Source organism: Corynebacterium sp. Marseille-P4321, assembly GCF_903645305.1.
Classification (GTDB): Bacteria; Actinomycetota; Actinomycetes; order Mycobacteriales; family Mycobacteriaceae; genus Corynebacterium.
Genome location: NZ_CAHJXO010000001.1, coordinates 334,673 through 348,225, shown reverse-complemented (window position 1 = coordinate 348,225; position 13,553 = coordinate 334,673). Strand labels below are relative to the sequence as shown.

The window sequence follows — 13,553 nt, the reverse complement described above, 5'->3', positions numbered from 1 at the left end:
TCAATCAGGGGTATTGATAAATCTCGGCTGCGTCCGCGGCTGAAATCAGCCCGTTCGCAACGTCATCCGCTACTGCCTCCGCGGAGCGTTCCGCGGGGTCGCCGTAGCCTGCGCCATTTGCGGTGCGGATCCGGATTACATCGCCTTCGTTGACAATCTCGTTCGAAACGACCGAGCGCCTTTCGCTCGTCCCATCGGCCCGAATGATCTCAACGGCGTTACCGGAACCGTCGCGGCCGCCTTCCAGCGGCCAGGGCGTATGGTGAGCGCGGGTGTACGCAGCTGTGACGAAGCAGTTGTCGTTCCTCACTTCGTAGTCCAGCACGATGCCGCGCCCTCCCCTGAATTTTCCTTCCCCGCCAAGTTCGTCGTTAAGCCGCAGCTGGTTGACGTACAGGCCGTAGCGCAGCTCCGCGATCTCAGCCGGGCAGTTGTAGGTCTCCCCGTGGAAGCCGGAGAACAGAGCGGAGTTGCCGTCGCCCTCTTTACTTCCACCCCAGCCGCCGACCTGCGGTTCAACGATGGTGAAGTGCTTGCCCGTGTCCGGGTGCGTACCACCGATGAATGTGCCGCAGATACTGGCGAAGTGGCCGGCGGGCAGCTGGCCGCCTAACTCCGGGGCCAGGCAGCGCCAGATGAGGTCGAACAGGCGGATCTCCACCTCGTAGTAGATGGAGAATGCCGCGGGCTCCTCCGCGTCGAACACAGTGCCCGGGGTGGTAAGCAGCTCGATTGGCCGGAAGCTACCGGCGTTCGCCGGACCGTACGGGTCGGTGAGCGACTTGAACATCATCTGGGCGGAAACCATGCACCCGTCGCGGTTGCAGTTGTTCGGGCCGTTGTCTTGAGCGGGATTGTCGCGCAGGTCGACGACGAACTTGTCCTCGGTGATCTCCACGACCACGTTGTACGTCTCGCCGCTGTCCTGCTCCTCCGACAGCTCGAAACGGCCGTGCGGCAGCTCGGCGAGACCTCTGCGGGCCACGCGCTCGCCGTGCTCCATGAACTCGTCCAATGCGGTTTCGAAAGTATCCACGCCGTACTTCCCGGCGAGCGCCTGGAGACGTTTGGCACCGATGCGCACCGCGGCCACTGCCGCCCACAGGTCACCCAGCAGCGTCTCGGAAAGCCGTGAATTAACCTCGATGACACGCATGAGCGGCTCAATCGGCTGGCCAGCGTCGAAAAGCTTCACTGCAGGCAGCCTGATACCCTCCTGGAAGATCTCAGTCGCCTCCGCCGAGACACCGCCCGGCATCATGCCCGACAGGTCCGGCCAGTGCGCGATGTTCGCGGTCCAGGCGACGAGACGGTCGTCGGCGAAGACCGGCATGGCGAGCACCACGTCGTTGAGGTGGGTCACGCCGCCGTAGAACGGGTCGTTCGTGACAAAGATGTCCCCCGGGCGCATCGTTTCTGCGTCGTTGAGCTCCAGGATGCGCATGACTGCTTTATCCAGCACGCCGATGAACGCCGGAATGCCTGCGCCTGACGACGCCAGCTGGCCGCGCCCGTCCGTAATTCCGGTACCCATGTCGAGCACCTCGTAAATGATCGGGCTCATCGCTGTCTTCTTCATCGCCGCGAACATCTCGTCGGCGATTGCCTGCAGACTGCTCTGAATGATCTCCAGAGTGAAGGGATCGGTCCTAGTCACCGTTGCGCTCCTTCGCGTTGATCGTGATGTGGAGGTTGCCGTAGTCGTCGACGATGGTGTCGTTGCGGGGCGGGATCACTGCGGTAGTTCCGCGGTATTCCACGATCGCTGGTCCGACAAATTCCATGCCGGGTTCCAGCTTTTGCCCGTCGATAATCTGCGCCTCATGCACACCATGCTCGAGGAAGTCCACCTCACGGCTGGCTTTGCGCGCCTCCTTTATCGTGGCACCAGTGCGGTCGAGGCGCTGCGGCTCGAGCTTGCCCACATCCGCCATCGCGATCAGGTGCAGGCCCACGAACTCCACGGGAGCGTCGAGCCGGTACGTGTACTCGCGCTCGTACTCAGCGTGGAAGTGCTCAAGCAGCTGCTCCAGCGTGCTTGAACCGACCTCACTCGGCAGCTCCACCTCGACGGAGTGCTCCTGATTGACGTAGCGCAGTTCGGCGAAGCGCTTGAACGACACCGCCTCGCCAGCGACATCGTCCGCCTCGAACTCATTGCGCATCTGCGCTTCCGAATCGGCGATGAGCTGCTCAATCGCACCCATGTTCTCGCTGATCAGGGGCAGCAGGCGCGTGAGGAACAGGTCGCGGCGCAGGTCGCCCATCAGCATGCCCCACGCGCTGAACACCTCCGCGGCATTCGGCACGATCACCTTCTTCATGCCCAGCTCAGCGGCGAGATCGCACGCGTGCATCGCACCGCCGCCACCAAACGCCACGAGTGTGAAATCGCGCGGGTCGTGGCCGCGGTTGAGCGAAACAAGCTTCAGCGCATTAATCATGTTGTTGTTCGCGATGCGGACAATGCCGCGGGCGACATCGTCGTTGCTCATCTCAAGCTGGGCAGCAAGGGAAGCAAGCGCCTTATCGACGCTTGCGAGATCCGCCTCTACCTCTCCACCGACGAAATACTCCGCATTGATCCGCCCGAGGGCGAGGTTGGCGTCGGTGGTGGTGGCATCCTTGCCGCTTTTGCCATACGCGGCTGGCCCCGGGGTGGAACCCGCGGACTGCGGCCCGACGTGAAGCTTGCCAAAGTCGTCGACCCAGCCGATCGACCCGCCGCCGTTACCGATCTCCACGAGATCAATCACCGGCACCATGATCGGGTAGCCCGCTGAGGTGCGGGAGCGCTCGATCCAGTAGTCCGTCATCACCTTGACCAGGCCATCTTCAATGAGCGAGCACTTCGCGGTCGTGCCACCGATGTCAAGCGCGAGCACGTTTGGTTCCCCGACCAGCTGTCCCAGCGCAGCGGCGCCGAGGAAGCCACTGGCCGGCCCCGATTCCACCATGGTGATCGGGATCTGCTTGGTGTGCGAAACCTTGTCCACGCCTCCGTTGGACTGCATGACATACAAACTGCCGTCAAAGCCTGCCGACGCAAGCCCGTCCTCCAGTTTGGTGAGGTACTTCTCCGCCGTCGGCTGCACGAACGCCGAGAGCACCGCTGTCGACGAGCGCTCGTACTCCCGCCACTGGCGCGTGATCTGGTGCGACGCCACAATCGTGCCTTCCGGCCACGCCTCGCGCAGCGCGTCTACCACCGCGATCTCGTGCTCCGGGTTTGCGTACGAGTGCAAAAGGCACACAGCCACGGCCTCGATTCCGCCGTCGCGAAGCGCCTGTGCAATCTCGGGGATCCGGCTCACGTCAAGAGGGATGCGTTCTTCCCCGTCGGGAGTGAGCCTGCCGGGCACCTCGAAGCGGAATTTCCGGGGAACGAACGGCTGCGGCTTGCGGTAGTGCAGGTTGAAGAAATCCGGGCGGTTGCCGCGGGCGATCTCCAGCACGTCGCGGAAGCCTTCCGTCGTAATCAGCGCTGTTTTTGCACCTTTGCGCTCGGTGAGCGCGTTGATGACCACCGTGGTGCCGTGCGCCAGCGTCGAAACGTCGCCGAGGTCCACCCCGGCCTTCTCAATCACGCGGAGCACACCCTGCTCGAAGTTCGGCGGCGTGGTGTCGGACTTCGCGGTGATCGCCGTTTGCTCACCAGAATCCGGGTCCGTATAAAAAGCGACGAGATCCGTGAAGGTGCCGCCCACATCTGTAGCGATCCGGACCGATCGGTGCTTCGACATAACTTCCCCTAGCTTCAGCTTTTACTTTAGAGAGCAAGGATAACGGCTCCCCGGATGAAAATTATCTTTTACGCGAATAATTTTCATAGCGCTAGGATCTATCGCGCTAAAAAGCTCCACCCGGCGGGTGCAGGGTGGAGCTTCAGTATTCGGGCTTGAGTTCGCCCGGGCTTTCAGCCTGGGGTTCGGCCGGGCTTCAGCCTGGGGGCTAGCCTGCCATCACGACTGTGATCGCGTTGCGGTTACCAGCCGCCTCCTGCGGAAGGCCGACCGCGCCCTCCGGGATGTCGCCGATCGCGCGGGCGGTACCGCCGACACGACCTGCGATGTCCGCCGCAACCTGCTCAGCGCCCGCCACGCGCGGATCGAAGAAGACGTAGGTTTCCGGGAAGATGCCGTACTGCTGCTCAGGCATGTTCATCGAGCCGTCGTTCGCTTCGTTGACCACGTTGAACTGGCCCTGCAGGCGGTTCGCGGTGTCGCCCGCCAGGTCCGGCACGCCAGAGTTGTTGTACACGTAGACCTGCGCGTTCTGCGCGGTGAGCCCCTGGCCCGGCGCCGGTGCAGGTGCGGCCGGGTTCGCGGGGTCATCCTGCCCGTTCGGGTTAGCCGGGTCGTTGGGGTTCGTCGGGTTGTTCGGGTCGTCCTGCTTGCCCTGGTTGTTCGGGTCGTTCTGCCCGTTCGGGCTAGCCGGGTCGTTGGGATTTGCCGGGTCGTTCTGGCCATTCGGATTGGCTGGATCGTTCGGGTTCGGCTGCCCGTCGGCCGGCGCCGCGTTCGGATCCTGCTGGCCTGCCGGTGCAGGGTCCTGGTTCTGGGCCGGGGCGGCGTCGTCGCCAGTGTTGCTGTTCTGCGTCATTGCCCAGATGCCCCAGAGCAGGAGCAGTGCAGCGACGGCGATGAGGATCATCGCGAGGCCGCGCTTCGGAACGCCACCGCTGGCGACGGCGGTCGAGCCAGCACCGGCCGCCGCGTAGTCGTCGCGATCGTCGGCATTCTCATCGCGGCGACGGTGCGCACCGCGGTACTCCCCCGCTGTCGCGGCCGTTCCAGCAGCTGCCGCGGGTGCGACCTGGTCGGCGGGGTCTTCCAGGTACTCGGTCTCGACGTACTCGACGTCGTCGTAGCGCGCGTCGCCGTAGCGGGCATCGTCGTAATCCGCGTCGATGTACTCGGTGTCCGGGTACTCAGCGTCCGGGTACTCGGTGTCCGGGTACTCAGCGTCCTGGAACTCGGCATCTTCGTACTCGGCGTCGATGTATTCAGTCTCCGGGTAGAAGTCTTCGCCCGGGTGGCCGTTCGCGATGTCGCGGGGGTCTCGAGGGTCGTTGCCATTGTATTTGCTAGTCACAAACGAAACTCTAACCACACGTGCCACTTACGCTGCGCTGCAACACACCGATGGACGGTCGTCGGAATGGCTGGAAACGGCACTGGAGACAAATGAGGAGTTAGCCAGGCCGAGTTAAGTACCTGAACCCGGTGGACTCGGCGTGCCGGACTCCACGCTTGCGCCTGTAGGCCCCAGCTGTAGATTCCAGAGACCCCCGCCGCCGGACAGATCTTGTCACCTGTGTCCGGCACCAGGGGAAATACACCCCGGTTGGACAGATCGCGTCAACTTTGTCCGCGCGCACCGGACAGATCTGGTCCACTTTGTCAGGCGCGACGAGCTGGCGTCTACAAGAGCCTGCTCTCATCCGTGGCGCAAGCCCCGCGGCTCAACCCCCGGCACGAACACAAGGACAAGGCTTAGCGACGATGCCCCGCCTGCCAGCACCCCCAGAACCAAACCGAAAAGGCTAGAAGGAGCCCCCGTCGCGAAGCCTTTGCAATCTGCGCACCAGCTGGGGCTCGGCGGCGAGCGCATCGGGCGAGTCCAAAAGCACGTTCAACCGTTGGTAGTAGCGCACCGGCGTGATCCCCAGCTCAGAGCGCACCAGGTCTTCGCGCGCGCCGATGGAGCGGGGTGCGCGGGCGGCGAAGCGGAGTACCAAGAGGTCGTCGTCGGTAAGCATGCTTAATATATTGGCATGACAATCCGACCCATCGTTATCTATGGCGACCCTGTTCTGCACGAGCCCACGAAGGAAGTCACTCAGCCGGTTGAGGAGCTGCAGGAGCTCATCGCGGATATGCACGAGACCATGGACGCGGCGAACGGCGTTGGCCTGGCCGCGAACCAGATTGGTGTGCCGCTGCGCCTGTTCGTCTACCACTGCCCGGACGGCGACACGATGCGTCGTGGCACGGTGATTAATCCGGTGCTGGAGACCAGTGAGATCCCGAAGACGATGCCGGCGGATGACGGCTCGGATGAGGAGGGCTGCCTGTCGGTGCCGGGGTACGGCTGGCCGACGGGCCGCGCGGACTGGGCGAAGGTGACTGGCCTGGACGAGAACGGCAACGAGATTGAGGTGGAAGGCACCGGTTTCTTCGCTCGCTGCCTGCAGCACGAGACGGGTCACTTGGACGGTTACGTCTACACGGATGTGCTCACGGGCCGGTACAAGAAGGAGGCGAAGCGCGCGGTGCGCGACGAGGGTTGGAACACCGCGGGCAACACATGGCTTCCGGGGACGGATGAAGATCCCTTCGGTCACGACGAGTAGGCAGGCTATAGTGGCTTTTATCTGTCTTTAGCCTCCGGAGGACCCCATGCGTTTGCCCGCTCTCACCGTCGCTGCCGCGCTGACGCTCGCGGCGGCGTCGCCAGCAATTGCCGCGACCACCACGGTTTCTGCGCCTGCGCCGATTGAGCAATTGCTTATCGACGTCTCCGTGTTGCACGCAGACTCCCTCAAAGCCCTGAAGAAGGCTGAGGATAACGAGGACGCTGTGCGCGACGTGTTGGATGAGTGGCGTTTGGCGCTCATTGATGCCGAGGACGAGCTGGCGGAGCTGCGCGAGGACGCCCGCGACCTGGACGGCAAGCTGACGAAGGCGCAGGCTGCAGAGTTCGACGAGGCGCGCGAGACGATCCGCGAGGAGCGCGCCGAGGTGCGCGAGCTGCGCGTGGAGCTTTTGCCTGCCGACGAGACGGTGTACGTCCCGGAGGCCGTACGCGTGCTCGGCGGGCTTTTGGATGTTGTGGCCGTTGACGCGGTGGAGCGCTCCGCCGAGGGCAAGAACATTGTCTACGGGCTGCCGGGCGTGGATGGTGTCGCGGGCGTGGAAGGCGCTGGCGCTGGTACCGCTGCTGCTTCCGCGGCAGGCACCGCCGCAGCCGCACCGGCCACCACCGCCACGAAGCCGACGGAACCCGCGGCCGCGCTAACCCCGGCAGCGCCCGCGCCGGCTGCACCGGCCGCACCTGCACCGACGAGCGTGCGCTACACCGCCGAGCGCATGACGGGCGAGACCACCACCGAAACGGAGACCACCACGAACGGCACGGAAACCAACACGGAGTCCAACACCGCCACCACGACCACCACCGGCGAGACCACCACCTCCTCGACAACGTCGGAGACCACCACGGCGCCGACGTCGATCATGGAGAACCGCCGCACCTCGGCTTCCACCACCACGACACCGACGACGTCCAGCACCTACTCGTCCACGTCCACCACGCCGACCACCACGTCCACGTGGGACGACGACGATGAGCGCGACGACGACCTCGCCGAGACCGGCTCCCCGATGCTCAGCCTCATCGTGCTTGGCGCGCTGGCTACCCTGGCGGGCCTGGTGCTCATGCGCCGCCCGGCGTAGCGGAAGCGCCGGAGGCCCTGAGTCACCGTGTCGCGGATTTTCCGCTCTGACGCCGTCGCCGTCGGCGACCGCGTGGTGGTGCGCCAGCGCCGCGGCGAGCTGGCCAGCGACATCATCGGCCACGTCACCGCGCTCGAGCCGCTGACCATCCGCCCGCAAAAGGTCGGCGGGTTCCCGTCGGATGAGGCGGAGGTGGTGGTGGATGAGGTGCACATCATCAAGAAGCTGTCCCCGCGAACTGTCCGCAATTCCGACATCCGCGCCGTTGAGGCGGCGACAGCCCGCGCGTTTCCCGGCCAGGAGCAATTGCTTATCGACGGCTGGCTTGCCCGCGCCGGGGCAGAAATTGCCGAGCGTTCGAATTCGGCGACTCCGGTGGGGCACGGGGCGTCGTTAAGCAATGTGCCCCTTGATGCCATCGTGGAGTTTTACCGCGAGCGCGACATGCCGGTGCAGCTGTGCATCCCGGAGCGCATCGGCAAGCCAGCGCTGAAGCTCGTGCAGGCGCAGCCGGACGCGTGGGAACTGGGCGAGGAGATCGTGGTGATGACGTGCCCGCTCGCAGGCAGCGCCGACCCGCAGGTGCGCATCGACGACGCGCCAGACGACGAGTGGCTCGCCATGTACCACTACCGCGGCCAGGCGCTGCCCGAGGGCGCGGTGCGGGACCTGGCGCGAAAGATTGACGGCCGCATCGGGTTCGCCAGGCTTATCTGCGACTCCCGCACCGTCGCCGTCACCCGCGCCACCGTCACCGAATCCGACGACGGGCGACGCTGGCTGGGGTACTCGGCGGTGGAGGTTGCACCCGAGTACCGCCGCCAAGGCTTGGGCACGAGACTGACACGCGCCGTGCAGCACTGGGGCGAGCAACAGGGCGCCGACCAGGCGTACCTGCAGGTCAGGGCGACCAACACCGCGGCGCTGGGGCTGTACGCGAAAACCGGGTTCATCGAACACCACCGCCACCGCTACGCCCGCTTGCGTTAGGGTGTTACGCATGCGAATTGCCACCTGGAACGTCAACTCCGTGCGCACGCGCGCCGAACGCGTCGCCGCGTTCCTTGAGCGTCACGACGTGGACGTGCTGGCGATGCAGGAAACCAAAACCGCGGACGCGAAGTTCCCCTACGCCACCTTCGAAGCCGCAGGCTACGAAGTGGCGCACGTGGGCACCAACCAGTGGAACGGCGTGGCCATCGCCTCGCGCGTGGGCCTGGACAACGTCCGCGACCACTTCGAACGCCAGCCCGAGTTCAACGACGCCCGCGAGGCCCGCGCGGTCGGCGCGACCTGCGGCGGGGTAGACATCTGGAGCTTGTACGTACCCAACGGCCGCGAAATCGGCGACCCGCACTACGACTACAAGCTGCAGTTCCTCTGGTCGCTCGCCGACCAGGTCAACCCGGCCGCGCCCGAGCTGTACATGGGCGACTTCAACGTGGCACCCCGCGACAAAGACGTGTGGGACATCGCCTGGTTCGAGGGCAAAACGCACGTCACGGAACCCGAACGCGCCGCTTTCCAAATGCTCATCGAGGCCGGACTGACGGAAGTCACGCACGACAACCCCTACTCGTTCTGGGACTACAAGGCCATGCGCTTTCAAAAGAACGAGGGGATGTTGATTGATTTTCAGCTGGCTACGGCGTCGATAAGCAATGTGCTCCAAAACGCCTGGGTGGACGTCGACGAACGCACCGGCAAAGGCGCATCCGACCACGCGCCGGTGGTGGCGGACTACGACACGCACGCGCTCAGCCTCGACCAGGTGAGATAGGCGCCGATGACGGACCTTTCCACCTGGCAGCTCATCGGCCTGATCGTGGACTACACGATCAAATTCATCATGATCGGCATCGTGCCGGGCAACCGCAAACCATCATCCGCCAACGCCTGGCTGCTGCTCATCCTGCTGCTGCCTGTCGTGGGGCTGCCGCTTTACCTGCTGATGGGCTCGACCGTGGTGTCGCGGCGCCGCCACCGCATCCAACAGGAGGCAAACCGGGAGGTAGAAAACGTCCACCACGCCGTCGAGGACTACCCCTCCGACAGCGAACTCGGCGAAGAAGTCGCCTCGCTCGTGCACCTCAACCGTGAGCTGACCGGCTTCCCCGCCGTCTACGGCCGCGTGCCGTACATGTGGACGGATTACCACAAAACGATGCGCAGGATCGCAGAGCTTATCGACGCCTCCGTGTCCCACGTACACATCGAAATCTACGCCGTAGCCTGGGACGAAACGACCCACGTGGTCTTCCAAGCCATCGAGCGGGCCGTGGCTCGAGGGGTGCATGTGCGGCTTTTGTTCGACCACATCGGCTCGCAGAAATACCCCGGGTTCCGGCGGCTGAAGCGGCGCCTGACCGACATTGGCGTGGACTGGCACCTCATGCTGCCGCTCGACCCCCTGCACGGGAGGTGGCGTCGCCCCGACCTGCGCAACCACCGCAAACTGGTGATCATCGACTCCGAGGTCGCGTTCTTGGGCTCGTTCAACCTCATCGACCGCGGCTACCTCATGCCCGGCCACGTCCGCGCTGGCCGCGAATGGGTGGACACCTTCGTGGAGCTGAGCGGCCCCATCGTCACCTCGGTGGAGTCGATGTTCTCCGTGGATTGGTACACCGAATCCGGCGAGGTGATCAAGCTGCACGCGCCGCAGAAGGTCGTGCCGGGTGTGGTCACGGCGGGCGCTGGCGGGGCTGGCATAGCTGGCGCGGCTCCGGGCGCAGCTGCCGGGGCGGCCCCCTCCGACGTGAACCTCCTCCAGCTCGTCCCCTCCGGCCCCGGTTACACCACCGAGCCGAACCTGCGCATGTTCAACGCCATGGTCCACCACGCGAAGGAATCGTTGGTGTTGTGCTCCCCGTACTTCGTGCCGGAGGACTCGCTTCTCGAGGCCATCACATCCGCCTGCTACCGCGGCGTCCGCGTCGACCTCCTCGTCGGTGAAAAGGCGGACCAGTTCATGGTGCAGCACGCACAGTCCTCCTACTATGAGCAGCTGTTACGCGCCGGCGTTCACATCTGGGAGTTCCCCGCCCCGTTTGTGCTGCACTCGAAGTTCGCGCTCGCCGACGCCGGAACCCCCGGAGCCGTCGGCGTCGTCGGCTCGTCCAACATGGATATCCGCTCGTTCTCCCTGAACTACGAGTCGTCCCTCTTCGTCGCCGGGGGCTCATTGCTGCCCGCGCTCGAGGACCTGTCGGAGTACTACCTTGCCGTCTCCCACCAGCTCACCTTGACCGAGTGGGAGAAGCGGCCCTGGTACCGCCGCTACGTGGACAACGTGATGAAGCTGACCTCGGCGCTGCAGTAGGCGGCCCGGCCACCGCGGCTGGGGCGCCTGGCACCGCCTGCCCCGGCCGGTCTTACCCCGCCCGCGAAGGCCTGTCGGCAGAGAACTCAGCTAGTTGGAATCGCAACTTCATCGTTTTTCGGCGAAGTTGCCTGTCCTTCTAGCTGAGTTTGGCGGGACAGCAGCCTGCCCCGGCCCGTCAGCCCGCGCGAATGGACAAACATCGTTAACTTTGTCCGGCACCTGGGAAAATACAGCCTCATGGACAGATCTCGTATTTTCTGTCCGACATCACGGGACAAATTTGACCAACATTGTCCGCTTCCTGGGGTTTTAGGTCGCATCTGGACAGATCCGCTTTGTGTCAAGTGGTTGTTAACTTTGTCCGGACACCGCTGGACTGACATCTACAGGAGAATGACGTCGACACGAGCCACCCCAGCCGTGTGCCACAGCTGACCACCGTGGCTACAAACACCCGGTACGGCACCCGCCGAGTGTCATCCGCGGCACGCCCGAGCCGCCCCGGCCCGCCAGAACCGGCCCGGCTAGGCGTCGCGGGTCTCCAGAAGAATCACGCCGATGATCCACACGGCCACCGCCCACACGGCCGCGATGGCCAGGGAGACGCCCACGCCGAAGTGCTGGGTGGGCTGGTTCGTCATGAATGCCATGAGGTTGCCGAAGGGGAGGTACTTGGCCACGTCGGCGCCGATGCGCGGGATCATGCCCACGATGGATTCCACGATGAGCAGAAGCGCCATGCCGGTGACCACGCTGCCTGCGGTGTTGCGTGCGATCCAGCCGACGCCCTGCATGAGCACGGTGACCACCACCATTCCGAGCGGCACGGCCCACAGAGCGCGGTGGGCGGCGCCGTTGGAGGTCCAGCCGGCGGGGACGAGGGCGGTGAGGTCGCCGAGAACGAACGCGACGACCAGGGCGAGAAGTGTGGTCACGAAGGCGAGCACCGCCCCAAGCAGCACCTTCGCCAGCGCGAGTTGCCAGCGTTTGGGGGCGACGCGGAAGTTGGTCTCGGGTACGCCGAAGCGGTACTCGGTGGTGACCATCATGGAGGCCTGCACGATCACCACGATTGCGGCGGTGAGCGCGACGGACGCGATGACGGTGAGCGGGATGTAGGGCATGCCGGACAGTCGCGAGGTCCAGCCGAACAGCGCGCCGTACAGGGCGCCGATGGCGATGAGGATGGCGCTTGTCCACCAGAAGGAGGCGGTGCTGCGCAGCTTGGTCCACTCGGCGGGGATGAAGTTAAGCATTGCGGGCCTCCGGGGCAGCAGGGGCAGGGGCAGAAACAGAAGAACCAGAAGGCGCCGACGCGTATTGGGCGTGGCCTTCGGTGGAGCGGATGTAGGCGTCCTCGAGGGAGGCGTGGCGCTCGGAGAGTTCGGCGAGCGGTACGCCGGCGGTAAACGCGATGGCGCCGATTTCGTCGCTGGTGCGGTCCGGCACTTCGAGGGTTTCGCGCCCTTCGGCGTCCACGGTGCGGTTCGCGGTGATGGTGGCGCGGGTGAGGGCATCGGCAAGCTTATCGACGGCTCCCGCTCGCTCCTCCCCCTCCCCAGCAACACGCACGATGGTGGTCACCCCGGAGTTTTCGCGGATGAATTCCGCCACGGTGGTGTCTGCGACCAGGCGGCCGCGGCCGATGATGATCAGGCGGTCCGCGGTCTGCGCCATCTCCGCGAGCATGTGGGAGGACACGAGTACGGTGCGGCCTTCGGAAGCGAGGCGCTGCAGAAGGCCGCGGACCCAGCGGATGCCTTCGGGGTCGAGGCCGTTGACTGGCTCGTCGAGGATGAGGTACTCCGGGTCGCCGAGCAGCGCACCCGCGATGCCGAGGCGCTGGCCCATGCCAAGCGAGAAGCCGCCGACGCGCTTGTCGGCCACGTCGGTGAGGCCCACGAGGCGGAGCACCTCGTCCACCCGCGAGGCCTCGATGCCCGCGGCTTGGGCCTGCCACTTCAGGGTGGCGCGGGCGGAGCGGTTGGGGTGGATGCCTTGAGCGTCGAGAAGCGCGCCGACTTTGCGTGTGGGGTTGGGAAGGTCGCGGTAGGCGGAGCCGTCGATAAGCGCACTTCCCGCCGTGGGCTTATCAAGCCCCAAAATCATGCGCATTGTTGTGGACTTGCCCGCGCCGTTCGGCCCGAGGAAGCCCGTGACCACGCCGGGTTTGACGGTGAACGTGAGGTCTTCGACCGCTTGGACCGGGCCGTAGCGTTTACTCAGCCCCTGTACTTCAATCATGCGTGACAGTATGCCCCATGACCCGCTCGAGCGAACCCGCGAACCCCGGATGCAGATCGAACTCACGCACGCGTGACAGCTCAACCCAACGAAGTTCCTCGGATTCCTCGTTCGCCTGCACCTCAAGCGGGGCGTCGCAGCGGGCAAGCACGGTGGTGTAGCTCCACCCGGGAAATTCGGCGGTGACCATGGTGTCCACCACCTCCACCTGCGCGGGGTCGATGGCGCACTCCTCCACCGTTTCGCGCACGGCGGCTTCGGCGGCGGTTTCGTGGCTGTCGATTGCCCCGCCCGGGATGCCCCAGGTGCCGCCCTGCGCGGTCCATTTCGCGCGGTGTTGCAGGAGCACTTGCTTTTCGACGCCCTCTTGGCCGGTCTCTCGGCCTGTCTCACCTGCCTGACCTCCATCCGCCACGAGGAACAGTCCCGCCGCGCCGTACTTGCCCCACAGCTTCATGCCGCTGGGGGCGACGACCCATCCGTTTCCGTCTCCAAGCATGCCCCCACTGTAGGTGCGAACAGTTATT

12 protein-coding genes are annotated in these 13,553 nt (G+C 65.0%); 5 read left to right on the top strand and 7 right to left on the bottom strand.

The window, feature by feature from the left end:
* Window positions 1-4: 4 nt before the first annotated feature.
* The 4 genes from HWX32_RS01335 to HWX32_RS01320 form a co-directional block, all read right to left on the bottom strand.
* Window positions 5-1,657 (bottom strand): hydantoinase B/oxoprolinase family protein, encoded by a 1,653-nt coding sequence (locus tag HWX32_RS01335; RefSeq protein ID WP_175934428.1) that lies wholly within the window; start codon window positions 1,655-1,657, stop codon window positions 5-7.
* Window positions 1,650-3,743, bottom strand: a complete 2,094-nt coding sequence (locus tag HWX32_RS01330; RefSeq protein WP_175934427.1) for a hydantoinase/oxoprolinase family protein — start codon at window positions 3,741-3,743, stop codon at window positions 1,650-1,652. Before HWX32_RS01330 ends, HWX32_RS01335 begins: the two co-directional genes overlap by 8 nt.
* Window positions 3,744-3,951: 208 nt before the next feature.
* Complete coding sequence (locus HWX32_RS01325) at window positions 3,952-5,094, bottom strand: LytR C-terminal domain-containing protein (protein ID WP_175934426.1); 1,143 nt, start codon at window positions 5,092-5,094, stop codon at window positions 3,952-3,954.
* A gap of 451 nt (window positions 5,095-5,545) precedes the next feature.
* Entirely contained in the window at window positions 5,546-5,761 is a 216-nt protein-coding gene (locus HWX32_RS01320; protein WP_075469239.1) for a DUF3263 domain-containing protein, read from the bottom strand.
* Window positions 5,762-5,776: 15 nt separating this feature from the next.
* On the opposite strand from HWX32_RS01320, the gene HWX32_RS01315 reads away from it, so the two are divergent.
* Genes HWX32_RS01315 through HWX32_RS01295 form a run of 5 tightly spaced genes read left to right on the top strand, consistent with a single transcriptional unit; the run spans window position 5,777 to window position 10,779 of the window.
* Window positions 5,777-6,355, top strand: a complete 579-nt coding sequence (locus tag HWX32_RS01315) for a peptide deformylase (protein ID WP_075469240.1) — start codon at window positions 5,777-5,779, stop codon at window positions 6,353-6,355.
* 46 nt (window positions 6,356-6,401) lie between these two features.
* Window positions 6,402-7,457 carry a hypothetical protein gene (locus tag HWX32_RS01310; protein WP_175934425.1) on the top strand — a complete coding sequence of 352 codons (1,056 nt, stop codon included), beginning with the start codon at window positions 6,402-6,404 and terminating at the stop codon, window positions 7,455-7,457.
* A 27-nt stretch (window positions 7,458-7,484) separates the two neighbouring features.
* Window positions 7,485-8,447, top strand: a complete 963-nt coding sequence (locus HWX32_RS01305; RefSeq protein ID WP_175934424.1) for a GNAT family N-acetyltransferase — start codon at window positions 7,485-7,487, stop codon at window positions 8,445-8,447.
* A gap of 10 nt (window positions 8,448-8,457) precedes the next feature.
* The gene (locus tag HWX32_RS01300) at window positions 8,458-9,237 is read left to right on the top strand and encodes an exodeoxyribonuclease III (RefSeq protein ID WP_175934423.1); all 780 of its coding nucleotides are present in this window, start codon (window positions 8,458-8,460) and stop codon (window positions 9,235-9,237) included.
* A gap of 6 nt (window positions 9,238-9,243) precedes the next feature.
* Entirely contained in the window at window positions 9,244-10,779 is a 1,536-nt protein-coding gene (locus HWX32_RS01295) for a phosphatidylserine/phosphatidylglycerophosphate/cardiolipin synthase family protein (protein WP_175934422.1), read from the top strand.
* 527 nt (window positions 10,780-11,306) lie between these two features.
* On the opposite strand, the gene HWX32_RS01290 is transcribed toward HWX32_RS01295, so the two are convergent.
* From HWX32_RS01290 to HWX32_RS01280, 3 genes are read right to left on the bottom strand one after another with little or no spacing between them, the layout of a single operon-like run.
* The gene (locus HWX32_RS01290; RefSeq protein WP_175934421.1) at window positions 11,307-12,038 is read right to left on the bottom strand and encodes an ABC transporter permease; all 732 of its coding nucleotides are present in this window, start codon (window positions 12,036-12,038) and stop codon (window positions 11,307-11,309) included.
* A complete protein-coding gene (locus HWX32_RS01285; RefSeq protein ID WP_175934420.1) occupies window positions 12,031-13,026 on the bottom strand; it encodes an ABC transporter ATP-binding protein in 996 nt (331 codons plus the stop codon). Before HWX32_RS01285 ends, HWX32_RS01290 begins: the two co-directional genes overlap by 8 nt.
* On the bottom strand, window positions 13,019-13,525 hold the full coding sequence (locus HWX32_RS01280) for an NUDIX domain-containing protein (protein ID WP_175934419.1): 507 nt from the start codon (window positions 13,523-13,525) through the stop codon (window positions 13,019-13,021). The genes HWX32_RS01285 and HWX32_RS01280 overlap by 8 nt, the downstream gene beginning before the upstream one ends.
* Window positions 13,526-13,553: the final 28 nt, after the last annotated feature.